This is a genomic window from Flavobacterium qiangtangense, assembly GCF_042658345.1.
Taxonomy (GTDB): Bacteria; Bacteroidota; Bacteroidia; order Flavobacteriales; family Flavobacteriaceae; genus Flavobacterium; species Flavobacterium qiangtangense.
Map to the genome: position 1 here is coordinate 1 of NZ_JBHSQB010000003.1, position 25527 is coordinate 25527.

General features: G+C 35.3%; 29 protein-coding genes. 11 read left to right on the plus strand and 18 right to left on the minus strand.

Going from position 1 to position 25527, the window contains the following annotated elements; genetic code table 11:
• Positions 1-11: 11 nt before the first annotated feature.
• Positions 12-143: a T9SS type B sorting domain-containing protein gene (locus ACFPVY_RS00025; RefSeq protein WP_379790250.1), complete on the plus strand. Its 132-nt coding sequence runs from the start codon at positions 12-14 to the stop codon at positions 141-143.
• Positions 144-454: 311 nt separating this feature from the next.
• Here the strand turns inward: ACFPVY_RS00025 and ACFPVY_RS00030 are convergent, their stop codons facing one another.
• The 4 genes from ACFPVY_RS00030 to ACFPVY_RS00045 form a co-directional block, all read right to left on the minus strand.
• Positions 455-1012, minus strand: a complete 558-nt coding sequence (locus ACFPVY_RS00030) for a hypothetical protein (protein ID WP_379789620.1) — start codon at positions 1010-1012, stop codon at positions 455-457.
• Positions 1013-1077: 65 nt separating this feature from the next.
• The gene (locus ACFPVY_RS00035) at positions 1078-2031 is read right to left on the minus strand and encodes a D-2-hydroxyacid dehydrogenase (protein ID WP_379789621.1); all 954 of its coding nucleotides are present in this window, start codon (positions 2029-2031) and stop codon (positions 1078-1080) included.
• A gap of 110 nt (positions 2032-2141) precedes the next feature.
• Positions 2142-3215, minus strand: coding sequence for a 3-phosphoserine/phosphohydroxythreonine transaminase (gene serC / locus ACFPVY_RS00040; RefSeq protein WP_379789622.1), 1074 nt, complete (start codon positions 3213-3215; stop codon positions 2142-2144).
• Positions 3216-3409: 194 nt separating this feature from the next.
• Entirely contained in the window at positions 3410-4468 is a 1059-nt protein-coding gene (locus ACFPVY_RS00045) for an acyl-CoA reductase (protein ID WP_379789623.1), read from the minus strand.
• 114 nt (positions 4469-4582) lie between these two features.
• Here ACFPVY_RS00045 and ACFPVY_RS00050 point away from each other — a divergent pair, with 114 nt between their 5' ends.
• Positions 4583-4933 carry a 4Fe-4S dicluster domain-containing protein gene (locus tag ACFPVY_RS00050; protein ID WP_379789624.1) on the plus strand — a complete coding sequence of 117 codons (351 nt, stop codon included), beginning with the start codon at positions 4583-4585 and terminating at the stop codon, positions 4931-4933.
• 78 nt (positions 4934-5011) lie between these two features.
• Here the strand turns inward: ACFPVY_RS00050 and ACFPVY_RS00055 are convergent, their stop codons facing one another.
• Positions 5012-5548, minus strand: coding sequence for a hypothetical protein (locus ACFPVY_RS00055; protein ID WP_379789625.1), 537 nt, complete (start codon positions 5546-5548; stop codon positions 5012-5014).
• A gap of 213 nt (positions 5549-5761) precedes the next feature.
• On the opposite strand from ACFPVY_RS00055, the gene ychF reads away from it, so the two are divergent.
• From ychF to ACFPVY_RS00090, 7 genes are all read left to right on the plus strand, one after another.
• The gene (gene ychF / locus ACFPVY_RS00060) at positions 5762-6856 is read left to right on the plus strand and encodes a redox-regulated ATPase YchF (RefSeq protein WP_379789626.1); all 1095 of its coding nucleotides are present in this window, start codon (positions 5762-5764) and stop codon (positions 6854-6856) included.
• Positions 6857-7181: 325 nt separating this feature from the next.
• Positions 7182-8123 carry a YihY/virulence factor BrkB family protein gene (locus ACFPVY_RS00065; protein ID WP_379789627.1) on the plus strand — a complete coding sequence of 314 codons (942 nt, stop codon included), beginning with the start codon at positions 7182-7184 and terminating at the stop codon, positions 8121-8123.
• 2 nt (positions 8124-8125) lie between these two features.
• Positions 8126-8653 (plus strand): NADPH-dependent FMN reductase, encoded by a 528-nt coding sequence (locus ACFPVY_RS00070; protein WP_379789628.1) that lies wholly within the window; start codon positions 8126-8128, stop codon positions 8651-8653.
• Positions 8654-8703: 50 nt separating this feature from the next.
• Entirely contained in the window at positions 8704-9333 is a 630-nt protein-coding gene (locus ACFPVY_RS00075) for a TIGR02117 family protein (RefSeq protein ID WP_379789629.1), read from the plus strand.
• Positions 9334-9498: 165 nt separating this feature from the next.
• Positions 9499-10503 (plus strand): transglutaminase domain-containing protein, encoded by a 1005-nt coding sequence (locus ACFPVY_RS00080; protein WP_379789630.1) that lies wholly within the window; start codon positions 9499-9501, stop codon positions 10501-10503.
• Between the two features lie 344 nt (positions 10504-10847).
• Positions 10848-12701 carry a DNA topoisomerase IV subunit B gene (locus tag ACFPVY_RS00085; RefSeq protein ID WP_379789631.1) on the plus strand — a complete coding sequence of 618 codons (1854 nt, stop codon included), beginning with the start codon at positions 10848-10850 and terminating at the stop codon, positions 12699-12701.
• Positions 12702-12739: 38 nt separating this feature from the next.
• Entirely contained in the window at positions 12740-15388 is a 2649-nt protein-coding gene (locus ACFPVY_RS00090) for a DNA gyrase/topoisomerase IV subunit A (RefSeq protein ID WP_379789632.1), read from the plus strand.
• Between the two features lie 73 nt (positions 15389-15461).
• On the opposite strand, the gene ACFPVY_RS00095 is transcribed toward ACFPVY_RS00090, so the two are convergent.
• The 11 genes from ACFPVY_RS00095 to ACFPVY_RS00145 all read right to left on the minus strand — a co-directional run bounded on the left by ACFPVY_RS00095 (position 15462) and on the right by ACFPVY_RS00145 (position 22702).
• The gene (locus ACFPVY_RS00095; RefSeq protein ID WP_379789633.1) at positions 15462-16235 is read right to left on the minus strand and encodes a TerC family protein; all 774 of its coding nucleotides are present in this window, start codon (positions 16233-16235) and stop codon (positions 15462-15464) included.
• Between the two features lie 12 nt (positions 16236-16247).
• Positions 16248-16622: a DNA topoisomerase IV gene (locus ACFPVY_RS00100; protein WP_379789635.1), complete on the minus strand. Its 375-nt coding sequence runs from the start codon at positions 16620-16622 to the stop codon at positions 16248-16250.
• 174 nt (positions 16623-16796) lie between these two features.
• Positions 16797-17372, minus strand: coding sequence for a DUF1572 domain-containing protein (locus ACFPVY_RS00105; protein WP_379789636.1), 576 nt, complete (start codon positions 17370-17372; stop codon positions 16797-16799).
• Position 17373: 1 nt separating this feature from the next.
• Entirely contained in the window at positions 17374-17946 is a 573-nt protein-coding gene (locus ACFPVY_RS00110; RefSeq protein WP_379789637.1) for a pentapeptide repeat-containing protein, read from the minus strand.
• Entirely contained in the window at positions 17943-18167 is a 225-nt protein-coding gene (locus tag ACFPVY_RS00115) for a DUF6095 family protein (protein ID WP_379789638.1), read from the minus strand. Before ACFPVY_RS00115 ends, ACFPVY_RS00110 begins: the two co-directional genes overlap by 4 nt.
• 2 nt (positions 18168-18169) lie before the next feature.
• On the minus strand, positions 18170-18835 hold the full coding sequence (locus ACFPVY_RS00120; protein ID WP_379789639.1) for a hypothetical protein: 666 nt from the start codon (positions 18833-18835) through the stop codon (positions 18170-18172).
• A gap of 5 nt (positions 18836-18840) precedes the next feature.
• Positions 18841-19653, minus strand: a complete 813-nt coding sequence (murQ, locus tag ACFPVY_RS00125) for an N-acetylmuramic acid 6-phosphate etherase (protein WP_379789640.1) — start codon at positions 19651-19653, stop codon at positions 18841-18843.
• Between the two features lie 46 nt (positions 19654-19699).
• The gene (locus ACFPVY_RS00130; protein WP_379789641.1) at positions 19700-20188 is read right to left on the minus strand and encodes a hypothetical protein; all 489 of its coding nucleotides are present in this window, start codon (positions 20186-20188) and stop codon (positions 19700-19702) included.
• A 149-nt stretch (positions 20189-20337) separates the two neighbouring features.
• The gene (locus ACFPVY_RS00135; RefSeq protein ID WP_379789642.1) at positions 20338-21135 is read right to left on the minus strand and encodes a helix-turn-helix domain-containing protein; all 798 of its coding nucleotides are present in this window, start codon (positions 21133-21135) and stop codon (positions 20338-20340) included.
• Between the two features lie 106 nt (positions 21136-21241).
• Positions 21242-21955 carry a ZIP family metal transporter gene (locus tag ACFPVY_RS00140; protein WP_379789643.1) on the minus strand — a complete coding sequence of 238 codons (714 nt, stop codon included), beginning with the start codon at positions 21953-21955 and terminating at the stop codon, positions 21242-21244.
• 15 nt (positions 21956-21970) lie between these two features.
• Positions 21971-22702 carry an SAM-dependent methyltransferase gene (locus tag ACFPVY_RS00145; RefSeq protein WP_379789644.1) on the minus strand — a complete coding sequence of 244 codons (732 nt, stop codon included), beginning with the start codon at positions 22700-22702 and terminating at the stop codon, positions 21971-21973.
• A gap of 104 nt (positions 22703-22806) precedes the next feature.
• On the opposite strand from ACFPVY_RS00145, the gene ACFPVY_RS00150 reads away from it, so the two are divergent.
• Positions 22807-23973, plus strand: coding sequence for a THUMP domain-containing class I SAM-dependent RNA methyltransferase (locus ACFPVY_RS00150; RefSeq protein WP_379789645.1), 1167 nt, complete (start codon positions 22807-22809; stop codon positions 23971-23973).
• Positions 23974-23994: 21 nt separating this feature from the next.
• Positions 23995-24228 carry a hypothetical protein gene (locus ACFPVY_RS00155; RefSeq protein WP_379789646.1) on the plus strand — a complete coding sequence of 78 codons (234 nt, stop codon included), beginning with the start codon at positions 23995-23997 and terminating at the stop codon, positions 24226-24228.
• A 58-nt stretch (positions 24229-24286) separates the two neighbouring features.
• Here ACFPVY_RS00155 and ACFPVY_RS00160 read toward each other — a convergent pair whose 3' ends face one another.
• Together ACFPVY_RS00160 and ACFPVY_RS00165 are read right to left on the minus strand one after the other, a co-directional pair.
• Entirely contained in the window at positions 24287-25030 is a 744-nt protein-coding gene (locus tag ACFPVY_RS00160) for a DUF6048 family protein (protein WP_379789647.1), read from the minus strand.
• Positions 24996-25526 (minus strand): DUF6452 family protein, encoded by a 531-nt coding sequence (locus tag ACFPVY_RS00165; protein WP_379789648.1) that lies wholly within the window; start codon positions 25524-25526, stop codon positions 24996-24998. Before ACFPVY_RS00165 ends, ACFPVY_RS00160 begins: the two co-directional genes overlap by 35 nt.
• Position 25527: the final 1 nt, after the last annotated feature.

Genomic DNA, 25527 nt, shown 5'->3' on the forward strand with positions numbered 1-25527 from the left:
TGAGCCCTTCGATCGACAGCCAGGGCTGGGACGGAACGATGAACGGAAGCCCGCTTCCTTCGACCGACTACTGGTTCAGGGTGGAATTCAGTGAGCAGGGAGTGGCCAAAGAATTTAAAGCGCATTTCTCTCTTAAACGATAATTTCCAAATTTTATATTAAAAAAGGCTTCCAGATGGAAGCCTTTTTTGTTTGTATAAATTATGGATTTGCTTTGGACGTACGTTTTGGAGAAGTTTAAAGAATGCCTGAAAGTTTGATGAATAGCCCTGATGCTCGAAAATATCCTTTTGTTTTGGGGTTCAAAACAAAAGATATTTCGAAGCAGCAGGAACATGGTTTAAAAAATGGATAAATGTTGGGCTTCTAATTTTTATTGGCGATTGGATTTTGATTTGACTTTTTGCAATAAAAAAGCCAGACGATTGTCTGGCTTTTCATTTATTTATAAATTTTACTTTCCGAAAAACTTTCCGAGCAATCCGCCAATTCCTCCCTTTTTTTCAACTGCAGCCATCGCGTCAGACATATCAACTTTGCCATCATTATTTTGGTCTAAGCCAAATTGGCCACCATACTTTTGAATAGCATCCATTACGGCAGAATTTCCTTGGCCACCAGAAATCGAGTTTACGATATCTGAAATTTCGAAACTTTTATCGTTTGGATTTTTTGCTTTTCCGATCAGCGAACTTAAAACTTTTGGAATCAAACCTCCTGCAACTTCTGAAGAAGTGTCTGAGCTTAATCCAAACTTTTCTCCTAAATTTCCAGAAAGCTGTTCTGTCAATTGCTTCACAACCGGATTTGATGCTGAACCAGCGTTGTTTCCTTGAAATAATTCCCCAATTTTATCTGCGCCACCTTCTGAAATAATTTTCTGCAAACCAGAAAAAATTGAGGTACTGGCTTCATCCATCACACCTTCATTCAGCTCATTTGGAACCGACTTATTATTTACAACAGCTTCGTTTCCAAATTGTTTTACTAACTCTGATAATTGTTCTAACATTTTTGTATGGGTTTAAAAATTTATCAAATCTATACAAAATTGTTTTACATTTAACATATGAAGAATTAATTTTTCAGCAGGCTAATAATTTGTTCCGCCAATTCAGTTCCAATTCTATCTTGAGCTTCTAAAGTCGCAGCGCCAATATGTGGCGTCAACGAAATTTTTGGGTGCATTAAAATCTGAACTGCGGGCGTTGGTTCTTCTTCAAAAACGTCTAAACCAGCAAATAAAACTTTTCCAGTTTCAAGCGCTTCGATTAGTTCAACTTCATTGATAACGCCTCCTCGCGAAGCATTTACGATTCCAACTCCTTCTTTCATCAACTCAAATTCTGCTTTGCCAATCACATAACCATCTTGCGCCGGAACGTGAAGCGAAATAAAATCTGAATGTCTGAAAATGTCTTCCATCGGTTCTGTAACAATATCCACATTGATGAATTGTCCGTTGTAAAAATCAACTTTGATTTCAGCATTTCCTACGAATTTATCCGAAGCAATAACGCGCATTCCAAGTCCCAAACCGATTTTTGCAACTGCTTTTCCAATACGTCCAAAACCAATGATTCCAAGTGTTTTTCCGCGTAATTCCAATCCGTTTGCATAAGCTTTTTTCAAACCTTCAAAGTTAGAATCACCTTCCAATGGCATATTCCTGTTGGCATCGTGCAAAAATCTCACGCCGGTAAATAAGTGTGCAAAAACCAATTCTGCCACAGATTCTGACGAAGAAGCCGGCGTGTTAATCACGTGAATGCCTTTTTCACGGGCATAATCCACATCAATGTTATCCATCCCAACACCACCGCGACCAATCACTTTTAAAGTCGGGCAATTGTCAATAATATCCTGTCTCACTTTCGTCGCACTTCTTACCAAAAGCACCGAAACCGCATTTGCGTTGATGTAATTTGCAACTTGTTCCTGCGCCACTTTTGTAGTAATTACTTCAAATCCGCCTTTTTCTAAAGCCTTGATTCCGCTTTTTGAAATTCCGTCATTGGCTAATACTTTCATGTTTTTTTATTTAAAAATTTAAGATTGAAATATTTAAAAATTCAATCTATATTAATTGTTCTATCTGAATTACTTTCGACAAAGTCTAAGAAGTCTAAAAATCTAATTATCTAAGAAATCTTTTTCTCCAATTCCTGCATCACATCTACCAAAACTTGAACGCTTTCTAAAGGCAAAGCATTGTACATTGAAGCTCTGTAACCGCCCACAGAACGGTGTCCTGGCAGTCCAGAAATTCCAGCATCTTTCCACATTTTGTCAAAAGTTGCAGCGTGAGATTCGTCGTTTAATAAGAATGTCGCATTCATATTTGATCGATCTTCGACAACAGAAGCACCTTTAAACAACGGATTTCTGTCGATTTCTGTGTAAAGCAATTTAGCTTTAGCGTCATTAATTTTCTCAATAGCTGGGATTCCGCCAAGATTTTTCAGCCATTGCATTGTCAAAAGCGAAGTATAAACTGCAAAAACCGCAGGCGTATTATACATACTTTCTGCCTTGATATGTTTTTCATAATCTAGAATACTTGGAATCGCTCTTCCTGTTTTTCCAAGAAGTTCTTCTTTCACCACAACCAATGTAACTCCCGCCGGACCCATGTTTTTCTGAGCTCCCGCATAAATTAAATCAAATTTTGAGAAGTCTAATTGTCTAGAAAAAATATCAGAACTCATATCGCAAACCACTGGAACATTCGTCGTTGGAAACGATTTCATCTGCGTTCCAAAAATAGTATTGTTTGAAGTGCAGTGAAAATAATCTGAATCACTTGGAATCTCAAATTGCTTCGGAATATGATTGTAATTTTCTTCTTTTGACGAAGCCACTACTAAGGTTTCTCCAAAAGCTTTTGCTTCCTTGATTGCTCCAGAAGCCCAAGTTCCGGTATCTAAATAAGATGCTTTTCCCCCTTGTTTTAGTAAGTTATACGGAACTCTCAAAAATTCCATACTTGCGCCACCTTGCAAAAATAATGCTTGGTAGCCTCTATTTTCAAGGCCTAAAAGTTCCAATGCTAGTGCTCTTGCTTCGTCCATTACGGCAACGAAATCTTTGCTTCTGTGCGAAATTTCTAAAATCGATAAACCAGAATCGTTGAAGTTTAAAACTGCTTGAGACGCTTTTTCGAATACTTCTTGAGGCAAAATGCAAGGACCAGCACTATAATTGTGTTTTTTCATTGTGTGTGTTTAGAATGTGTTGTCTAAAATTTTGAAACGCAAATTTCAGAAATTAGATAAAAACATTCCTTTACGTTTTGGTAATAATTTCATAAGGTTATTAACGAAAACGTTGTAGTAAAATTATTTTTTACCGCGGATTCGCAGATTTTATTTAAAAACGCCAAGGAAAAATCTGCTAATCTGCGGTGATTTTAAATCGATGAAAGAAATGCAATTGTATCGACATTATCAGCGTAATCCCAGAGTTCTGGGTTTTGGGTTTTTCCAAATGGAATGCTATTTTCAAGAAATCCTTTTGAAACAATACATTGAATTTGCTCTTTTTCATTTTCCAAGCGAGTTTTTAAATCTTCTAAATTATCATAGAATTCATAAAAAACGCTGGAAATAGGTGAGGAGTAGCTTGAATCTTCTTTTATGGTAAGAAATCCGTTGTCTAACAATTTGAAGTTGCTCATCAAGAAAACCGCTTTGTTGTAATCATAATTATTTGCATATTTTTCATAATGTATTACATCTTGAAATTCAAAAATCCCTTCAAAGAAAGTATCGAATTTGTAATCCTTTGGAACAAATATTTTAGAAACATTTCTGCATCCTAGACCGAAATACCTGAAAATATCTTCGCCCAAACCTAGAAAATCTTCCTTAGATTCTTTTCCGTTTAAAACAGCAACTGAATTTCTATTTTTACGGATAATTGACGGCTTGTCTTTGAAATAATATTCAAAATATCTTGCTGTGTTATTGCTTCCGGTGGCGATTACGGCATCAAAATTTTCTAATTTTCCTTCTACGAAAGTGATGTATTCTGAAAATTTTGGTTCAACCGTAATTAGATATTTGGCCAAAAAAGGCAACAAATGTTGGTCATTGGAAGAAGTTTTGACCAAAACCTTATGTCCGGAAATCAAAACCGATAAAAAGTCATGAAATCCAACTAAAGGAATATTTCCGGCTAAAATCAATCCAACTGTTTTCGGCTCAATATTCTCTAAATTATATTTTGAAAGCCATTGGTCTAAATTTTCTTTTGTAAGCGCTTCGGCCCAAGAATTCACTGCAAAATACACTTGTTCAGGGGTGTACCATCCGTTATGTGATTGCGATAATTTAATCAAATCTAAAAATTCATTGAAAAACAAATCGTTATGTAAAACGTTTTCGTTTCTAGTGCTTTCATTTTTAGAAAATTGGCTCAGGAATTTCCCAAGTTCAACGAAAATATTTTTTTTATGTTCTAAAGTCATATTGATTTGCTTATGAATTGTTTTGGACGTAATTTTGCAACAAAAATAAACCTTTTCTAGGCAGTAGGCAAGCGTAAAGCATTTTGCCTAAAGCTTAAAGCTAAAAAAGAAAAAATGGCCATCATAATAACAGACGAATGCATCAACTGTGGTGCTTGCGAACCAGAATGTCCAAATACCGCGATTTATGAGGGTGCGGACGACTGGAGATATAAAGACGGAACAAAATTAAGCGGAAAAATTATATTGCCGAGTGGGGAAGAAGTGGATGCCAATGATGCGCAAACGCCAATTTCTGACGATATTTATTACATCGTTCCGGGAAAATGTACCGAATGTAAAGGTTTTCACGAAGAACCACAATGCGCGGCAGTTTGCCCTGTCGATTGTTGCGTTCCGGATGATGATCATGTGGAAAGCGACGAAACTTTATTGAATCGTCAAGCGTTTTTGCACGGAGAATAATTTTTCTTTATTTATAAAACAAAAAAATCCTGAACGTAAATTCAGGATTTTTTTATTATTGAAAAAAGTGATTTCGAATTATTTTGTACGCGTGTAAGTTTCAACGCTTACTTTGTCTGATTTATCGTCATATGTTTCTACAACCAAGTTTCCGTTAGTATCGAAATATCCAATTGACGTTGCATTTTTTCCTCTATAAATGTAGCTATTTGTTGAAGTTGCTCTCAAAACTCCAACTTTTTTATTTTCTGGAGAAATAATTGCGTATCCAGAAGGATCCAATTTCAATTGATAGTTTTTTCCTTTATAATCATAAAATGCGGAACGGTCAACGTCTACAGTTCTTGTAGAACCATCCGGATTTGTTACTGTAGTTTTTGACACAACTTCCGTTGGAGTTTGCTTCATATCTTTGTTCAATGCTTTTGAATCCGCATCTTGAAACTCAATATTTTGAACTTCCTGGACCTCTTGTGTTTTCAACATTTTTTTCTCTCCGTCAGAATCTTTTACTGTTGTAACAGTAGTTTTTTGAATATCCGTGACGTTTTTGTTTTGTGCCTGAATGCTCATCGCTGCCAATAAAGTCATACAGCTTACTAAAATCGTTTTCATAAGTTTTAATTTAGAGTGTTTATGTTATCAAATTTACAATCGATATGTTAATTTAAATACTAAAAAAACATAAATTATTTATAAATAAACATTTGAACTGAAAACATCTCAATTTTTTTAGATATTCAAATTGAAAAATAATAACAACAAAATTCAAAATCAAAAAGCGTATATTTGCAGCCGTAAAAATATCAATATCATACTTATACCATAATGAAAGCAGGAATTGTAGGATTGCCAAATGTTGGAAAATCAACATTATTCAATTGTTTATCAAATGCAAAAGCACAAAGCGCGAACTTTCCGTTTTGTACAATTGAGCCAAATATTGGAGTTGTAAACGTGCCAGATCCAAGAATTAATAAATTGGAAGAATTGGTAAAACCAGAGCGCGTTCAAATGGCAACAGTTGATATTGTTGATATTGCTGGATTGGTAAAAGGAGCGAGCAAAGGTGAAGGTTTAGGAAATCAATTCCTTGGAAACATTCGCGAATGTAACGCGATTATTCACGTTTTGCGTTGTTTTGACAATGACAATATCGTTCACGTTGACGGAAATGTAAACCCAATTCGTGACAAAGAAACTATCGATATCGAGTTGCAGTTAAAAGATTTGGAGACTGTTGAAAAACGTCTTGAAAAAGTAAATCGTGCTGCAAAAACAGGAAATAAAGAAGCTCAAACAGAGAAAGCGCTTTTAGATAAAATTCGTGAAGCATTATTGCAAGCAAAATCGGCTCGCACAATTACTCCTCAAGGTAATGACGAAGAAGTTTTGATGGAGTCATTCCAGTTAATTACTGCAAAACCAGTTCTTTACGTTTGTAACGTTGACGAAAATTCTGCGGTAAACGGAAACTCTTATGTTGACCAAGTTCGTGAATTGGTAAAAGACGAAGATGCTGAAGTGATCATTCTTTCTGTTGGTGCTGAAGCAGATATCACAGAATTAGAAAGTTATGAAGAGCGTCAAGTTTTCCTTGAAGATATGGGATTGACTGAGCCAGGAGCTTCGGTTTTAATTCGTGCGGCTTACAAATTGTTGAAACAACAAACTTATTTTACAGCCGGAGTTAAGGAAGTTCGCGCGTGGACGATCAATATCGGGTCAACAGCGCCACAAGCTGCGGGAGTTATCCACACCGATTTTGAGAAAGGATTCATTCGCGCCGAAGTTATTTCTTATGAAGATTACGTGCAATATGGTTCAGAGGCAAAAGCCAAAGAAGCTGGAAAATTTAAAGTAGAAGGTAAAGAATATATCGTGAAAGATGGTGACGTAATGCACTTTAGATTCAACGTTTAATCTTTTTTAGATACTATTAAAAGCGACATTTATGTCGCTTTTTTTATGCAATTTTTTTCCCTGACTAAAAGACGTTTTTCTTTTTTTGGGCGTGCCGGCAAGAAAAAACCTAAAGGTGTTTTTCTCGCCGTCGGGCTTTCTGCTCTATCTTTTTTTGTTCTTAAAGAAAGAACAAAAAAAGGATGCCGCGCCAATCCCTCACGCGTACGCAACTTCGTCATGAGCCCAAAAACCAGAACTTCTTTCCAACGTTAAAAATCCTATAAACCAAGCTAAATTTCTTTCAGAATGAGTTATATTTGAGTAAATCAAAACCAAAATCATTGTGAAAACCAAAGGAATATTATCGAAAGGCTGGTATCTGCTCAAAACTACTTTTAATGAATTTAATGACGATAATGCCATAAAATTAAGCGCTTCTTTATCATATTACACCATTTTTGCGTTGCCCCCGCTGATGATTATCATCATAACGATTTGTGGTTTTTTCTTTGGTGAAGATGCTGTAACAGGGCAATTATATGGTCAAATAAATGGACTCGTTGGCAGTGATGCAGCAGTCCAAATTCAAAATGCAATTAAAAATGTACAGCTTTCAGATAGTAATCTTTTTGCTACAATTTTTGGAGCAATAATGCTTTTGATTGGTGCTTCGGGCGTTTTTGCGGAAATCCAAAGCTCGATCAATTTTATCTGGGGACTTCGCGCAAAACCTGACAAAGGAATTAAGAAATTTATACAAAACAGACTGATGTCTTTCTCAATGATTGCTTCCGTGGGTTTTCTTTTAATTGTTAGTTTGTTAGTAAATTCTGTAATGGATTTGCTTAGCGCAAGGTTAAAGCTCTATTTCCCTGAAAGTACCGTTTACCTTTTTTATGTTTTAAATACCCTGATCGTATTTTTTATAATTACATTACTTTTTGCCATCATTTTCAGAACATTGCCTGATGGAAATATTAAATGGAAAGATGCATTCGTTGGGGCTTCAAGTACAGCAATTTTATTTATGATTGGTAAATTTGCAATCGGATTTTATTTAGGAAGTTCAACAGTAGCCACCGTTTATGGTGCGGCAGGATCAGTAATTATAATTTTGCTTTGGGTATATTATTCCGCAATAATTCTGTATTTTGGTGCAGAATATACAAAAGTTTATGCCAAAGCTTTTGGTGGCAGCATCAGCCCAAATGAATATTCAGTTGAAATTCAAAAAGAAGTTTTTGAAATCATCGAACCAGAGAAACAACCAACACAAAATCCATAATTATGAAAATCATCGCCTTTGCCGGAAGTTCTAGTAAGAATTCCATCAACAAAAAATTAGCCATTTACACGTCAAGTCTTTTTAAGGATGCTGACGTAGAAGTTTTAGATTTGAATGATTATGAATTGCCATTGTTCAGTGTTGATAAAGAAGCAGAAATAGGCAAACCAGAATTGGCTAAGAAATTTTTAGAAAAATTAGCTTCGGCAGATATTTTAGTACTTTCTTTAGCTGAACATAATGCAGGATTGACGGCGGCTTTTAAGAATATTTATGATTGGGCTTCGCGCCAAGATAAAAATGTTTTCCAAGAAAAACCAATGCTTTTGACAGCAACTTCACCAGGAAGAGGCGGAGGCAGAAATGCAATTGAAGCGGCAAAAATCAGCTTGCCAAAATATGGCGGAAATATTAAAGAAACTTTTTTCTTGCCTTCTTTCAATGAAAACTTCGATGTGGAAAACGGAAAAATTTCTAATGAAGAATATGATAAGCAATTGAAAGAAATCATAAATAATTTCTCTGTTTGAAGCCGTTAAGGAGAATTCTAAGAATATTGCTGAAATTCCTTTTGGGGATTTTGGCTTTTTTTGTTTTGTATATTATTGTGGCTTTGATTTTGCCAAGATTTTCGGTCAATTCTAAAGATGAAAATCCGAAGGAAGACGTGGCGATTTACATAAAAAGCAACGGAGTTCATACGGATATCGTGGTTCCGATTAAAACGGAATACAAAGATTGGAGCGAGAAATTAAAATTTGAGCATATTCCGTCAAAAGATTCTACAATGCAATTTATAGGAATCGGCTGGGGTGACAAAGGATTTTATCTGAATACACCAGAATGGTCTGATTTGAAATTCAGCACTGCTTTTAACGCTGCATTTTATTTGGGAACTTCTGCGATGCATGCCACGTTTTATAAGCAAATTAAAGAAAACGAAAACTGTATTAAAATCAATATCAGCAAAGAAGAATATGCAAATTTGATCAAATATATCGAAGACAGTTTTCAAGTTGATTCAGATGGAAATCCGATATTGATTACCGCAAGGACTTACGGTCAAAACGATAGTTTTTACGAAGCAAACAGAAAATATAGTTTGTTTTATACTTGCAATACTTGGGCAAATAACGCCTTAAAAAGTGCTGATCAAAAAGCCGCAGTTTGGACCCCGACAGATACTGGAATCTTTCGTCATTATCGCTAACTTTGAACGCAGATTCATAGATTTTTACATATCTATGATAGATAATATTATTTTTTGATTAAATTCTAAGTTTAAAAAATTCAAATAAAGTTTTAGATAATAATTTGTAAAAATCTGTGAAATCTGTGTTTTAACTTTGGCAAGATTCTTGGTAATCTTCGCAATATGAAAGAGATATATGTTCGTTTTTTGAAAAAAGCATTTGTGTTGATGCTTTTTTTCTCCCTGCAGACTTTGGCTCAGGATTTTTCAAAAGTGGATGCGATTGTTTCCAATTATCCCAAATCATTTTCTAAAGTTGAAGACTTAGCTTCAAAAATCAATCACGATTTTTCGAAGGAAGAAGAGAAAGCGCGCGCCATTTATTCGTGGATTGCTTTCAATGTGAAATATGACGTGAAAAGCTATTTTTCTAATTCGGGGCGAGTGGTGAAATATAGTTATCGAACGCCAGAAGAAAAGATTCAGAAGCAAAACCAGATCAAATTAGACAAAGTCAATAATGTGCTGAAAACCAAATTGGCGGTTTGCCAAGGTTACGCGTTGCTTTTTGAACATTTGGCTAATTTATCTGGATTGGAAAATGCTATTGTGACCGGAAACGCAAAGACAAATCCGAGCGATATTGGGAAGTTGCCTACTGAAAGTTCGCACGCGTGGAATGCCATAAAAGTCAACGGGAAGTGGAAATTGGTTGACGTAACTTGGGGCGCCGGAGTTGTAAATGAGCAGAAAAGAACTTTTATTCCGAAGTTTAATGCGGGATATTTTTTTACCGAGCCAGAAGTTTTTGTATTGAATCACTTTCCAGATGACAAACAATGGGTTTTAGGTAAATTTTCGCAGAAAGATTATGCTAATTTTCCGTTTTATTATGCGGAATATTTAAGGTCTGATTTTAGATTTATTACGCCAGAAAAGGGAATAATTTCTTCGAATAAAGCAACTATTCTTAAATTCAAAATTGAAGATTTGGCCGAAACGGATAAAGTTTTTTATGTATTGAGTTCTGATGATAAAGCTCGAAATGCGGTTTTGAAAAAAGCTGGAAATATTTCAGAATTTGAAGTGAATATTGCACAAAATTCTAATTATTATTTGACAGTTTTTGTAAATCAAAAAGCAATTTCGATGTACAAAATCACGCGTGGCAAATCGACTGCTATTTGACGCAAACGGCATCACTGCCCCAGATTGCAGGGGAAAGCATTTTAATTGAAAACCTATTTTTTGCCGGACTTAAAAAGCGACCAAAGGAAGCTCTTTTCAGGCCTTGCAAAAAAAGGTTTTTCAGTTAAAATCTTGTACCGGAAAGCTGGATTAAGGCCCTTGAAAAAGTCGTAAAGTTATAAAGTCTAATGTCGAAAGTCTATTGTTTTAGGTTTTAGAAAATTTGTAATTCATAACTCATAATTCATAAATTTCTTTGTGAACAAGTCTTGGAAAAATTACTTTTCAGGACTTTCTTTTTTCTTGTGAATGCTGTATATTAGCACCAAATCCATAATTTTCAAATGTCAGAACAAAATCAGTATACCGAAGACAATATCCGTTCCCTCGACTGGAAAGAGCACATCAGGATGCGTCCCGGAATGTATATCGGGAAATTGGGCGACGGTTCTTCGCCAGATGATGGTATTTATATTTTATTAAAAGAGGTTTTGGACAACTGTATCGATGAGTTCGTTATGGGTGCCGGAAAAACTATTGAGGTGAGCATCAAGGATAAAACCGTTGCCGTGAGGGATTATGGCCGTGGAATTCCGCTTGGAAAAGTCGTTGATGTGGTTTCAAAAATGAATACGGGTGGAAAATATGATTCGCTCGCCTTTAAGAAATCGGTAGGTTTAAACGGTGTCGGAACCAAGGCTGTGAACGCTTTGTCGAACTATTTCAGAGTAGAATCTGTTCGTGACGACAAGCAAAAAGCGGCGGAATTTTCTGCCGGAAATTTGGTTCTGGAAGAAGATATAATCGATACTACAAAGCGAAAAGGAACGAAAGTAACGTTCATTCCAGACGAAGCGATTTTTAAAAACTACAAATTCAGGAATGAATATGTAGTAAAAATGCTGAAAAATTATTGCTACCTGAATACTGGTTTGACGATAATTTACAATGGCGAAAAATATTTTTCTGAAAATGGATTGAAAGATTTGCTGGAAGAAAACATTGCAGCAGATGATATGGTTTATCCAATTATTCATCTTCTTGGCGAAGATATTGAAGTTGCGTTGACACACAGTAAATCGCAATATTCTGAGGAATATCACTCGTTTGTGAATGGTCAGAATACAACCCAAGGAGGAACGCATTTGGTTGCTTTTCGTGAGGCGGTTGTAAAGACAATTCGTGAATTTTATAACAAAGGTTTCGAGCCTTCAGATATTCGTAAATCCATTGTGAGTGCGGTTTCAGTGAAAGTGATGGAACCGGTTTTTGAATCGCAAACTAAGACTAAATTGGGTTCTACTGATATGGGTCCGGATTTGCCTTCGGTTCGAACTTTTGTCAATGACTTCGTAAAAAATAAATTAGATAATTTTCTACATAAAAATCCTGAGACGGCAGATTTGCTTTTGCGCAAGATTTTACAAGCCGAAAGAGAACGTAAAGAGTTATCTGGAATTCGAAAATTAGCAAAAGACAGAGCAAAGAAAGCCAATCTTCACAACAAGAAATTACGTGATTGCCGCGTGCATTTGACCGATATCAAAAACCCAAGATATTTAGAAAGTACGCTTTTTATTACCGAGGGAGATTCCGCTTCTGGTTCGATTACTAAATCTCGTGACGTAAATACCCAAGGCGTTTTCAGTTTGCGTGGGAAGCCTTTGAATTCCTACGGAATGAGCAAGAAAATTGTTTATGAAAATGAAGAATTCAACTTGCTGCAAGCGGCTTTGAATATCGAGGAAGATATGGGCGATTTGCGTTACAATAATATCGTAATTGCAACAGATGCCGATGTTGACGGAATGCACATTCGATTGTTATTAATTACGTTTTTCCTGCAATTTTTTCCAGAATTAATTAAGGAAGGGCATTTGTATATTCTTCAAACTCCGTTATTTAGGATTAGAAATAGAAAGGAAACGATTTACTGCTATTCAGAAGAAGAACGTGTGAATGCAATTGAAAAATTAAAACCAAAACCGGAAATCACGCGATTTAAAGGTTTGGGAGAAATTTCTCCGGATGAGTTCAAGCATTTTATTGGAGACGATATTCGTTTGGAACCAGTTATGCTTGATAAATTGACTTCCATCGAACAGCTTTTGTCGTTTTATATGGGAAAAAATACGCCAGACAGACAGAAATTCATTATCAATAATTTGAAGGTGGAATTGGATGTTGTGGAGAAATAATTTAGAATTGAAAATAGTTTAAGGAACTAATTTAATAAATGGACGAAGAAGAGAATTTAGAGCCAATAGACGAAGGTCAAGAATCCAGAGAATCTACGGGACAATTTTACGACAACCAAGACGACGACAGCCAAGATACCATCACCAAGGTTACCGGAATGTACAAAGATTGGTTTTTGGATTATGCATCTTACGTAATTCTGGAGCGTGCCGTTCCTGCGATTGAAGATGGTTTCAAACCGGTTCAACGTAGAATTATGCACTCGATGAAAGAATTGGATGATGGACGTTACAACAAAGTGGCGAACATTGTCGGTCATACCATGCAGTATCACCCGCACGGAGATGCGAGTATTGGCGACGCTATGGTGCAAATCGGGCAGAAGGATCTGATCATCGACATGCAAGGGAACTGGGGAAATATCCTCACGGGCGATGGCGCTGCAGCTTCACGTTATATCGAAGCGCGAATCAGTAAATTAGGCCACGATATTTTATTCTCGCCAAAGATTACGCCTTGGCAGGCTTCCTATGACGGAAGAAGAAATGAACCGATAAACCTTCCGGTAAAATTCCCGCTTTTATTAGCGCAAGGTGCAGAAGGAATTGCCGTAGGGCTTTCCATGAAAGTGTTGCCACACAACTTCAACGAATTGATTGACAGTTCGATAAAAATATTAAAAGGAAAACCTTTTACCCTATTTCCAGATTTTCCAACTGCTGGTATTGCTGACGTTTCCAACTATAATGATGGAATGCGTGGCGGTCGTGTCAGAGTTCGTGCCAAAATTTCGCAATTGGATAAACAGACATTGGTGATTACGCAAATTCCGTTTTCTACAAACACAGGAACTTTAATCGAAAGTATCTTGAAAGCGAATGAAAAAGGGAAGATAAAGGTCAAAAAAATTGAAGACAATACCGCTGCGGAAGTAGAGATTTTAATCCATCTTTTTCCTGGCGTTTCTCCTGATAAAACGATTGATGCACTTTTCGCATTTACGGCTTGCGAAACTTCGGTAGCACCTTTAGGTTGCATCATTGAAAACCATAAGCCTAGATTTTTAGGTGTTTCTGAAATGTTGAAAATTTCGACAGAAAGAACTGTTGAATTATTGAAGCGAGAACTTGAAATCCAGCTGGATGAATTAGAAGAACAGTGGCATTTTCTTTCGCTGGAGCGTATTTTTATCGAAAAGAGAATCTACCGTGATATTGAGGAAGAATCGACTTGGGAAGGCGTAATTCGTGCCATTGACGAAGGTTTGAAGCCTTATACCCAACATTTGAAACGTGCTGTTACCGAGGAAGATATAACACGTTTGACAGAAATCCGAATCAAGAGAATTTCGAAATTTGACATTGATAAAGCGCAAGAAAAAATTGAAGCTTTAGAAGGCGATATCGAGCAAGTAAAATACGACTTAGAACATATTATCGACTTTACAATTGCGTTTTTTACTAGATTGAAAGAGAAATACGGAAAAGGCCGTGAACGCCAAACCGAACTTCGAATTTTCGACGATATTGAAGCGACAAAAGTAATTTTGAGAAACACGAAATTATACGTTAATCGCGAAGAAGGTTTCGTGGGAACGGGCTTGAAAAAAGATGAATACGTTACCGATTGTTCTGATATTGATGATGTTATCGTTTTTCTTCGTGATGGAACGATGATGGTTTCCAAAGTCGATGAAAAGAAATTCGTAGGAAAAGATATTATTCACATCGCTATTTTTGACAAGCAAGACAAGCGAACGATTTACAATATGATTTACCGAGATGGAAAATCCGGACCGTCATATATCAAACGTTTTAATGTTTCCGGAATTACAAGAGACAAAGCATACGCACTTTCGCAAGAAAAACCAGGTTCTCAAGTTTTATATTTTTCGCATAACCCGAATGGTGAAGCGGAAGTCATAACGATTTTATTGCGTCAAGTAGGAAGTATCAAAAAGCTGAAATTCGATATTGATTTTGCCGATTTGGCTATCAAAGGAAGAGCTTCCAAAGGAAATTTGGTGACAAAATATCCAATTAAGAAAATCGAGTTAAAAGAAAAAGGAATTTCTACTTTAAAACCAAGAAGAATTTGGTTCGATGATACCGTTCAAAAATTAAATGTCGATGGAAGAGGAGAGTTGCTGGGCGAATTTCGTCCAAATGACCGACTTTTAATCATCAGTCAAGCTGGAAAATTGAAAACGATTATCCCAGAATTAACCACGCATTTTGATGAAGACATGGTTGTTTTAGAAAAATGGCTTCCTAAGAAACCAGTTTCGGCTATTTATTATGACGGAGAGAAGGAGAAATATTTCGTCAAGCGTTTCTTGATTGAAAACGAAAATAAGGAAGAAATTTTTATTACCGAACATCCAAAATCTCAGTTGGAAATTGTTTCCACAGATTATCGTCCGGTTGCAGAAGTGATTTTTGCAAAAGTAAAGGGAATCCAAAAAGAAAATCAGACAATTGATCTAGAAGCTTTTATTGCTGTAAAAGGAATAAAAGCGATAGGAAATCAATTGACAGGTGACAAGTTAAAGCAGGTAAATCTTTTAGAACCTTTGCCATACGAACCGCCAGTGGAGGAAATTCCAGAGGAAATGGAAGTTGTTGATGAAGATTTAGGCGACGTTCAATTGGACGACGATGGACAAATAACTTTAAGTTTAGATTAAAAATTAAAGGCTTTCCAATTGGAAAGCCTTTAATACTTTATAGTTTTGCGTCTTAGCGCCTTAGCGAGAAATTTTAAGCTTTCTTCTTCCTCATTTTCATATTGATAAACTCCACTGCCAAAGAAAAAGCAATCGCAAAATACAAATATCCTTTTGGAACGGCGCCCACGTGTTGTCCAGCTAATTGCGCATTCGATAAATGCATGCTCTCCGTAATCAGCATAAATCCGATTAATATCAAAAACGCCAAACCAAGAATTTGAATAGACGGATTTGCATTTACAAATGTCCCAACCGGAACCGCGAAAAGCATCATAATTCCCACAGAAATCACAACCGCCGTAATCATAATTACAAGCGCGCCGTCCAAACCATTCGTCATTCCCACGGCCGTCAAGATAGAATCCACAGAAAAAATCAAGTCAATCAGCAAAATTTGCACAATCACATTCGCAAAAGATTTTCGTGCCACTTCGCCCAGGCTTTTTTCTTCTTCGCCTTTGTGGTCCACTTTTTCGTGAATTTCCTTGGTACTTTTATAAATCAAGAACAAACCTCCAAGCAATAAAATCATTGCCTGGCCAGTAATATCAGCGCTAAACCAACCAAAATCAAACGAAAACCAAGGCGCTTTCATTGCAATCAACAACGTGATTCCAAAAAGCAACCCGATTCGCATAAACATCGCCAAAAACAAACCAATTCTTGTGGCCTTTTTTCGGTCTTCCACAGGAAGTTTTCCGGTTACAATCGAAATAAAAATAATATTGTCAATTCCCAGAATAATTTCCAAGAAAGTCAATGTCAGCAAGGCAACCCAAGCATCCGGATTTAAAAAAACTTCCATTTTTCAGCGTTATTAGTTGATTTTAGTCACAGTCCCTTTTTGTTTCTGCGTGTCTCCCAATTTTGAGAACTCAAATGTATATGAATTTTCCGTAGTACTCAAAATTTTCATGTGAATTGCCTGTTTTTCCGCCATGTTCTTCGGATTTATTTTTTCCAACACAAATTCGCAATCATTAATCCAACGCACCGACGAACTGTCCACTTTTCCCTCAAATGTATCGATTTCCAAAGTATCGTTCCTTACGAAATTTGAGATTTTTTTTACACCATCAACTTCATATTCAAATTCAAATTTTCCTGTTTTAAAATCAGAACAATTGCGCTCAATATTGTAGCAAGACGTTGCTGTCACTGCCAAAATTCCTAAGAGTATTATCTTTTTCATAATTTATTTTTGAAGCTCTTTCCCGCTTTTTCGCTTCAATCTTTTTTGCCAATGTCTTTTTTTTCAAGCCACAAAACGAGCTTCCTTTGGTCGCTGTTTTGTGTCAGCAAAAAATAGCCATTGCATAAAAAAGGATTTCCGCTTCAATCGGGGCTATCAGCTGTATTTTTAAAATTATTTTAATTTATTTAATTCATCATCAGTAAAATTCTTGATACTTTTTTCTCTAGAAAATTTCTCAGAATTATAATCTCCCGACTTATTCTTTGGAATTGAAAGACTTTCCCATTCCGTTTTCTTCAACAATTTTGCATAAAAAACTATTTGTCCAATGTGATAAGGATAGTGCGCCAACTGCCTGTTAATAGCCTCCACAACAGAATGTCCTTCGTTTCTGATGTAAATAATATCTGAAAGCTGTTCTGGTTTTAACGGATTTATCGCATTGAAAAGACAATCCCAGCCTTTATTCCAATTCTCCAGTAATTCTGCTTTTGACTTGTAAGTATCAACAAATTCATCATCTCTATTTCGCCATTCCTTTTCTCCGTCTGAACTCAAAAAATCGGTCCAGCGAGAAAGCATATTTCCTGACAAATGTTTCACAATTTGTGCGATACTGTTCGTATCGTTGTTGGCAACTACAAAAAGCTGTTCGTCATCTAATTGACTAATCGCTTTTTCGCCGAGCATTTTATAATATAAAAATTGCTTTTTCGCACTTTCTAAAAACTGTGAATTTACTTCCATATTAAACTAATTTGAGATTGTATTTTTCCAATAAACCGCCCGCGTCTTTCAAAGAAAACTTTGCTTTTTTAACAGGATTTAATTCTGGGTCGATTGAAAAATTATAGGCTTTTGACAAATCTGCTTCTGATAAATTTGTTCTGTCAAAGGAAGCTCCGTTTAGATTTACGTCGTCAAAAACAGCTTTCAAAAGATTGGTTCCAGCAAAATTTACATCTTGCATTGAACATTTTATGAATTTTGTTTTCTGCATTTTTTTATTGGCAAACGACGAAAAATCAAGTACGCAATCGTCAAATTTCACTTCAAATAGAAAATCTTCGCAATATTCAAAAGCGATTCCCATCATTTTGCAATTTTCAAATTCCACGTTTTTTAAACTCGTAGAATTGAATTTTACCATTGATAAATTGCAACCTTTGAAAGTGCAATCTAAAAACTGCGACATAGAAAAATCGCTTCCATATAAATCACAATCAATAAAAGTGCAGTTTTCGAATTCTCTGTTTTTAACGGATTCTTCGGTGTAAATAACCTTCGAAAAGGTTTTGTTTAAATGAACTGTTTCTTTCATTTTTTCTTAAATAAACTATTCATTATTTTTCTTAATCCTAAAAACATCATTAACATTGCGCTAAGGCAAACAATAATTCCAACACCCAAAACTACATAATAATAAGGATGATTTTGGTTTTTAAAGGCGCTGTGAATCACAACTGGCCCAAGAAAAAGCAACGGCATTGCGATTGACATAAACAAAATTCCTTTTTGGAGTATTTTTCTATCGGTGTTCATATTTATTTTGTCCAGTTGTTTAAGAATTTTTTATCGGCAGAAATTTTTCCGACGACTCTGTATTTTGATTTCGCGATGATTTTTGAATCTGATAATTTCTCTTTCATCACTTCTTGAGGGAAATAACCATTTGAATGGATAAAATAATTTCCTTTGTCAGAAACCAACACAAAACCAGTGTGATTGTCTAATCCGATGATGTAAAGACCGTTTCCTTTTTTGATGATTTTCTTTTCAAAATCTTCCATTGAAATTCCAGAAAATCGCGTAATATTTTCCTTTGAAACCAGGTTTTTAATCATTTCTTCAGAAGCGCATTGAGCCAGTTTGATTCGGTTAATCGGGAAACCCATATCTTCAATTGTTGTGGTTACAAAATAACCGCAGGCAATTTTTCCTTCGTTTGGTTTTTGCGTGGTTCCGTTAAAATTCCAAGGAGTTCCATACCAATATGGAAAAATTTTATCGACCATTAAATTGGTAAACGCTTTTCCTTTTTCTTCGGTACTTTTATTTTTTAAATTTTTTCGGATGGTTTGAATTGTATCAAGCGTTTTTTGATAATTTTCAAGTGCGATATTGTTCTTGTGAAACAAATTCGGAAACGAAAAATACACTGCAAAACCAATTGCAATCACAAAGAAGATTAAAAATATCCTTTTAATCATTGCAATTATTTTTTATAATTCTCAATCGAATTCCGAACGTTTTTGTGTTTTTCCAATAATGATTTTGCTTCAGTTTCAGAAATTGAAAGTTCGTCCATAATCATTCTCACGGCTCTGTCCACAAGCTTGTGATTGCTCAATTGCATATCCACCATTTTGTTTCCTTTGACTTTTCCGAGTTGAATCATCGTGGAAGTTGAAATCATATTTAAGACTAATTTCTGAGCTGTTCCCGCTTTCATTCTAGAGCTTCCGGTCACGAATTCTGGACCAACAACCACGTCAATCGGGAGATTAGCTGTTTTTGACAACGGACTTTCTGCATTGCAAGAAATGCTTCCGGTGGTGACGTTATTTTCATTGCATTTTTGCAAACAACCAATTACATAAGGAGTTGTTCCTGAAGCGGCGATTCCGATAACCACGTCATTTTCATTGATATTCCATTCTTGCAAATCTTTCCAAGCTTGGTCTTTATCATCTTCAGCAAATTCCACGGCTTTTCTGATGGCCGTGTCGCCTCCGGCAATAATTCCGATGACCAAGTCGAACGGAACACCAAAAGTAGGCGGACATTCTGAAGCATCCACAATTCCCAATCTTCCAGAAGTTCCCGCTCCGATATAAAATAAGCGTCCGCCATTTTTCATCTTTTCGACCACTTTTGAAACCAAATTTTCAATTTGTGGCAACGCTTTTTCTACAGCAAGCGGAACGGTTTTGTCTTCGTTATTTATGTTTTGCAATAAATCAGCAACCGACATTTTTTCTAAATGTTCGTATTTTGAAGCTAGTTCTGTGGTTTTTGTGAAGCTCATTTTTAAGTTGAATATGATGCTTCAAAGTTACAAATAATTTGCAGGCTTATATTGATTTGTTGGTTTTCCTTTGCATTCTAAATTGATAAATTGAACCCGTAATAAATAGAAGTAAAATAACAAGAAGTGTTTGAGCAATTAATGGATCTGTGGGGCCTTTTGCTAAGGGATGTCCGAAGGGGACACGAGTAAGTGTTTCATTAACTGTGGGAATCATCGATAAGAAAAAACTGAAAGAAAGGAAGAAGTTTTCGATAAAACGAGCGCGATTGTTTCCTTGTCTTCTAGCGTGCAAGAAGTAAGCAATTACTATCAAAATAACAATTAAGATTGCAAGAATATGTCCTGGATTTAAGCCTACAACGCTTGACAATCCTAAAGCTGTTAACGAGCTGATAAGTGTGGTATAAAAATATACTTTACCAGTGATTTGGCCTAAATTGATTTTACCACTTCTGATAAATCCTATGATTGCAGCAATAATTGCTATAATACCTATAATCGTGTGAAAAATTCCTAAACTTGATAATCCCATTTTTTGTTTTTTACAATTTATGTCATTATTGACATTGCAAAGTTGCTTTATAAAAAACAGATTAATTTTGTGAATTAGGTCAATTATGTGTCAATTTGGTTCAAACGATCTAAAATTTTGGTAGGTTTAAAAAAATCGAAATGATAGAATTATTTGCCATTCAACCGATAATTTGTAGGTGTAATTTCATATTTATCATGAAAGCTTTTAGTAAAATTTGCCAAGTCATTAAAACCACAATCCATAGCAATGTCTGATATGCGCTCTGTTGAAAGTAAAAGCATATCGGCAGCTTTTTCCAATCTTTTAGATTTGATGTAGTTTGCAGGCGAATCATTGTAAAGCTTTTTAAATTCTCTTTTAAAAGAAGAAACGCTTAGGTTTGTTTTTTGAGCCAAGTCTTCTACATTAATGTGCGAAAATAGATTTGCTTCTATGATTTGTTTAAAAGTGTAAGTAGTTGATGAAAAAAGTTGCGATAGTATAACTTGTATCGTTGTCGCATTTTGCGTTTGTGACAGCAAAAGAATGATTTCTTTCAGTTTTAAAATTAAAATTTCATCATTTGCCAAAGATGGATTTTCAAAATAAAAGAGAAGTCCTTCAATATATTTTTGAATTAAAAAATCATTATTTATTTTTTCGCTTGACTGATTACTCGCATTATTGCTGGGCTGAAGAACAAGAGGAAGCTCTCGATCATAGATTTTCTTTAATATATCTGGATGAAAAGTAACGATTACAACTTCTCCCTCTTCATTGAGATTATCATTTGATTCGTGAATTTGTTTTCCAGAATTTATGCAGTTTAGCAATAATGAATGATTTGTATTTATGCTAAAATTATAATTATCAGACTCATACAGAATTTTTCCTTTCATTACATACAAAAAGCAGGCACGCTCTTCCACTGGAAAATCATATTTGAATGGCGGTTTTATTATCAATTTCTGGATAAAAGGTTTGCCTAATAAATCGATTTTTTTATAGTCAATAACCATTCTAAAATATTTTTTGATAAGGAGTTGCTTGCTTTTTCTTTTGCAAAATTACTCAAATGAAATAAGCACTGACAATTCCAATGGCAATCATCGATAATTTGGCCAAATTAAATTTATGACCTTCGCTGCTTTCAAAGATAATCGTAGAAGAAATATGGAATAAAATCCCGATTACAACAGCCGTAATTTGTGTATAATATTCAGATAAAAACGGAAGATATTCTGAAGTAATTGTTCCTAATGGCGTCATGAATGCGAATGCTACCATAAATAAAAATATGGCTTTTTTATTCAATCTTGCATTAACAAAAAAGGAAGTCAAAATAATGGCGATCGGCAAGTGATGGATGGCAATTCCCAAGGCCAAATCATTGTGGTGACTTACCGGAAAACCTTCTAAAAACGCGTGAATACAAAGACTTATGAATAAAAGCCAAGGCATTTTGTGCATTTCTTCGTGGCCGTGAACGTGTCCGTGTTCGGCGCCTTTTGAGAAAAATTCTAAAATAATTTGGAACAAAATTCCAAGCATAATGAAAATTCCGACCGCATTTGAGTGCGCGTGCTCGTGATTGTGCTCGTGATGCATTTCAGCTTCATAAACTTCAGGCAAAAGATGCATTACCGTTATAGAAAGCAAAAAAGATCCGCTGAAAGCCATCAAAAGTTTCAGGTTGTTTTTCTTCGTAGGTTTTAAAAATAATGCCACAGCATACCCGATCAAAACCGAAAATAAGGGAAGAATGTAAGTTAAAATGTTGTCCATTTCAGTAGAACTATTTTATTTGAAAACCATTATCAATCTTTCGCTTTCATTTTTATAGAACTTTTTTAGCTTATAATCGCCAAAAGTGTCTAAAAGATAAATTCCGGCTTCTTCCATCATTTCTTCAAAATTTTGTAGCGTTAAAGCTTGTACTTTTTCGGTAAAATGAAACTTTTCGCCTTTATCTTCAAAGTCAATTTCCTTAATTATATGATTGTCGATAACGTAACGTTTGATATGAAAGTCAATGCCATCAACGGTTTTCACTTCTTCTGGAACCAAATTTTCAATGACGTGTTGCACATTCATAAAATCAATTACCGCAAAACCATATTCAGTAAGGCTTTCTTGAATGGCTTTTAAAGTCGTCAAATTATCAGCGTCATTTTCAAAATATCCAAAACTTGTAAAAAGATTAAAAATCGCGTCAAACTTCTGCTCAAACGGAATTCTCATATCGTGAACCTCAAAATGAAGTTTGTCGTTGCTGTGTTTTGAAGCTTCTTTTATGCTATTTTCAGACAAATCTGCGCCTGTAACGTCATAACCAAGCTCATTTAGATAAATGGAATGACGGCCTTTTCCGCACGCCAAATCTAAGATTTTAGCATCATCCGGAAGATTTAAATATTGCGTGATGTTGTCCATAAACACTTGCGCTTCGGCATAATCTCGGTCTTTGTAAAGAATATGATAATAAGGACTGTCGAACCAAGAGGCGAACCAAGTATTTTTTTCTTTTTGCATCGTATTTATTTAAGCCACAAATTTAGTGTATTTTTGCAGAAAATTGGCATAAGCCAAAATGTAAAACGCAATTAAGTTGCAAAATTGCGAATCAGATCGATTTTATGGAAAATTTTAAAATGATAGCCAAAACTTTTTTTGGTTTTGAAGAGATATTAGCAAAAGAATTGCAAATTTTAGGCGCTCAAGATGTTGAACAAGGCATAAGAATGGTGAGTTTTGTGGGAGACAAAGGTTTTATGTACAAAGCAAATCTTTCATTGAGGACCGCTTTAAAAATTTTAAAACCGATTTATCATTTCAAAGCCAATAACGAACTAGGTTTATACAAAGGTATTTCCGGAATTAATTGGTCGAAATATTTGAATGCAAATCAGACTTTTGTAATTGATACGACGGTTCATTCTGATTATTTCAAGCATTCGCAGTTTGTATCTCAGAAATCAAAAGATGCAATTGTGGATCAATTCAGAAATAAAACAGGAGCAAGGCCGAGTGTTGACAAAGATTATCCAGATTTGAGAATTAATATTCACATTGATAAGGATCAGGTTTCTGTGGCTTTAGACACTTCTGGAAATTCATTACACCAAAGAGGTTATAGAATCGCGACAAATATTGCTCCGATAAATGAAGTTTTGGCAGCCGGAATTTTACTGCTTTCGGGTTGGGAAGGACAAGGACATTTTTTAGATCCGATGTGTGGATCAGGAACACTTTTGGCGGAAGCCGCAATGATTGCCTGCAATATTCCAGCAAATTTGAACAGAAAAGAATTTGCTTTTGAAAAATGGAACGATTGGGACAATGATTTATTCGACCAAATTGTGGATTCACTTTTGAAGAAAATCAAGGAATTTCACTATACGATTCAAGGTTTTGACAAAGCGTCTTCTGCTGTTTTAAAAGCAAAAGACAATATTAAAAATGCTAATCTTGAGGAATATATCACGATTTCTGAAAAGAACTTTTTTGATACTGAAAAAACGACTCAAGGTCCGTTGCACATGGTTTTCAATCCACCTTATGGAGAACGTTTGGATATTGATATGGAACGTTTTTACAAAGAAATTGGAGATACTTTAAAGCAAAGTTATCCTGGAACAAATTCTTGGTTTATCACATCAAATTTGGAAGCTTTAAAATTCGTAGGATTAAAACCTTCCAGAAAAATTAAGCTTTTCAACGGAAGTTTGGAATCGAGATTGGTAAAATATGAAATGTATGAAGGAAGTAAACGAACGAAATTTCAAGATAGAAAAGAAGAATAGTCAAAATTAAAGCAAAAAGATATGTCATTAAAAACAAAAGCATTTATATACCAATTATTGAGTTTTGCCGTATTATTTATCGGATTTAGATACTTAATTGGCGCTTTCACCAACTTAACCGGATTTTGGATTCCGTTGACAGCGTTCATTATTGGAACAATTATTTCGCCAAAATTTCAAGCGGTAAAAACCAACGATGGCGAAAAATTATTTATGAGTTGGATTTTCTTAAAAGGAATTAGACAGATAAAATAATTGCAATTTTATAAAAAGAAAAAGGGATAATCAACGTTCGTTAGTTATCCCTTTTTTATTATTTTGCTTTTACTTCTTCTTCAACTTTTGGAAGATTCTTTTTCTTGTAAAGAGGAATAAAATAACTCACGGTATAATTAAATCCTACACCAAAATCGGCTTCATATGTTCGATTGAATCCTGGAATGTAAAGATTATCAAAGTTTGCAGGCTTTTTATTCGAAACCAGATGATTCAGTCTTAAGCTGAAACCTACAAAAACATTGTCAAAAACTTTCGCTTTTACTCCGGCGACAAATTCCAACCAATGTGCTGAAAGCCCGTCAAAAGAGCGAGAACCGGTTACTGAAGAATCGTTATTAAAATAAGGGTTTGGATTGTAAATTGCATAGTTGTTTAACTCGTGTGAAAACGAACTCACGCCATATCGCATTCCCAAAGTGATCAAGTTTTCCATATCGAGCCAATTTTCATAAATATTATAATCGGCTCCCACTTTAAAATAAGTCCCTTTTGTAGTGAAATTTAATTGTGGCTCGTCTGTGGTTTTATTTTCATTTCCAATTTCACCAGCAATAAAAATTCTTTTTGAATAGCGATAATCTGCTGTAATTTCAAGACCTTTATAATCTTTGTCATAAACAGATCTTGCGATTTTGTACAAATCAACCCCAACACGAAGTCCATAACGATCAGTCTTTGGAACAATTGTGTCAGCTATCTTTTCTTGTGCAAACGTTGATAACGAAACCAACAAAAATGCGAAACTACCAATATATTTTAACATGTATGTCTTGTTCATTATCAATAGTTGAAGGTTCAAAAGTAATGTTCCTAATCCACTCGCTGTCGTTGGTAATTGGAGTTCTAGTAACATTATTGAGGTAAAAAATGGTCTTGTAACCGCAAGCTCGAGAAACATAAATTTGTTCTCTTGCATAGTCAATTTTGATGATGTCGTCGTTGTAAACCGCAGGATTAGTGCTGTTTGCTTTAACCCTTAATTTATAAGTTGTCATGTCTTGCGATATGTCAAGAGGCAAAGCTACAGACGTCGCGCTTATCAAATATTTTGTGCTATCTTGAGCCAATTCATTGAAAATTACGCCAGTTTCTTGATCATTTCCAATTGCCGACAAATTATCAATACTTTTTAAGACCGCAGGATTGCTAAAATCATAAAACTCGACGATTAATCTTGGAGTAGTTGGCGTCGTACCTGCACAAATATCATCTTTTTCACAACTAGAAAAGCTGAAAGCAATTACAACAATTAATATATTCAGAAATTTCTTCATC

Excerpts from the sequence above, each read along its gene's own strand:
- ACFPVY_RS00050 (WP_379789624.1), top strand. The coding sequence starts at position 4,583 with ATGGCCATCATAATAACAGACGAATGCATCAACTGTGGTGCTTGCGAA.
- ACFPVY_RS00120 (WP_379789639.1), bottom strand. The coding sequence starts at position 18,835 with ATGATTAAAAGGATATTTTTAATCTTCTTTGTGATTGCAATTGGTTTT.
- serC (WP_379789622.1), bottom strand. The coding sequence starts at position 3,215 with ATGAAAAAACACAATTATAGTGCTGGTCCTTGCATTTTGCCTCAAGAA.
- ACFPVY_RS00080 (WP_379789630.1), top strand. The coding sequence starts at position 9,499 with ATGAAAGAGATATATGTTCGTTTTTTGAAAAAAGCATTTGTGTTGATG.
- ACFPVY_RS00110 (WP_379789637.1), bottom strand. The coding sequence starts at position 17,946 with ATGAAAGAAACAGTTCATTTAAACAAAACCTTTTCGAAGGTTATTTAC.
- ACFPVY_RS00130 (WP_379789641.1), bottom strand. The coding sequence starts at position 20,188 with ATGGGATTATCAAGTTTAGGAATTTTTCACACGATTATAGGTATTATA.
- ACFPVY_RS00115 (WP_379789638.1), bottom strand. The coding sequence starts at position 18,167 with ATGAACACCGATAGAAAAATACTCCAAAAAGGAATTTTGTTTATGTCA.
- ACFPVY_RS00160 (WP_379789647.1), bottom strand. The coding sequence starts at position 25,030 with ATGAACAAGACATACATGTTAAAATATATTGGTAGTTTCGCATTTTTG.
- ACFPVY_RS00095 (WP_379789633.1), bottom strand. The coding sequence starts at position 16,235 with ATGGAAGTTTTTTTAAATCCGGATGCTTGGGTTGCCTTGCTGACATTG.
- ACFPVY_RS00145 (WP_379789644.1), bottom strand. The coding sequence starts at position 22,702 with ATGCAAAAAGAAAAAAATACTTGGTTCGCCTCTTGGTTCGACAGTCCT.
- ACFPVY_RS00155 (WP_379789646.1), top strand. The coding sequence starts at position 23,995 with ATGTCATTAAAAACAAAAGCATTTATATACCAATTATTGAGTTTTGCC.
- ACFPVY_RS00055 (WP_379789625.1), bottom strand. The coding sequence starts at position 5,548 with ATGAAAACGATTTTAGTAAGCTGTATGACTTTATTGGCAGCGATGAGC.
- ACFPVY_RS00090 (WP_379789632.1), top strand. The coding sequence starts at position 12,740 with ATGGACGAAGAAGAGAATTTAGAGCCAATAGACGAAGGTCAAGAATCC.
- ACFPVY_RS00035 (WP_379789621.1), bottom strand. The coding sequence starts at position 2,031 with ATGAAAGTATTAGCCAATGACGGAATTTCAAAAAGCGGAATCAAGGCT.
- ACFPVY_RS00165 (WP_379789648.1), bottom strand. The coding sequence starts at position 25,526 with ATGAAGAAATTTCTGAATATATTAATTGTTGTAATTGCTTTCAGCTTT.
- ACFPVY_RS00105 (WP_379789636.1), bottom strand. The coding sequence starts at position 17,372 with ATGGAAGTAAATTCACAGTTTTTAGAAAGTGCGAAAAAGCAATTTTTA.
- ychF (WP_379789626.1), top strand. The coding sequence starts at position 5,762 with ATGAAAGCAGGAATTGTAGGATTGCCAAATGTTGGAAAATCAACATTA.
- ACFPVY_RS00085 (WP_379789631.1), top strand. The coding sequence starts at position 10,848 with ATGTCAGAACAAAATCAGTATACCGAAGACAATATCCGTTCCCTCGAC.
- ACFPVY_RS00070 (WP_379789628.1), top strand. The coding sequence starts at position 8,126 with ATGAAAATCATCGCCTTTGCCGGAAGTTCTAGTAAGAATTCCATCAAC.
- ACFPVY_RS00100 (WP_379789635.1), bottom strand. The coding sequence starts at position 16,622 with ATGAAAAAGATAATACTCTTAGGAATTTTGGCAGTGACAGCAACGTCT.
- ACFPVY_RS00140 (WP_379789643.1), bottom strand. The coding sequence starts at position 21,955 with ATGGACAACATTTTAACTTACATTCTTCCCTTATTTTCGGTTTTGATC.
- ACFPVY_RS00150 (WP_379789645.1), top strand. The coding sequence starts at position 22,807 with ATGGAAAATTTTAAAATGATAGCCAAAACTTTTTTTGGTTTTGAAGAG.
- ACFPVY_RS00030 (WP_379789620.1), bottom strand. The coding sequence starts at position 1,012 with ATGTTAGAACAATTATCAGAGTTAGTAAAACAATTTGGAAACGAAGCT.
- ACFPVY_RS00045 (WP_379789623.1), bottom strand. The coding sequence starts at position 4,468 with ATGACTTTAGAACATAAAAAAAATATTTTCGTTGAACTTGGGAAATTC.
- murQ (WP_379789640.1), bottom strand. The coding sequence starts at position 19,653 with ATGAGCTTCACAAAAACCACAGAACTAGCTTCAAAATACGAACATTTA.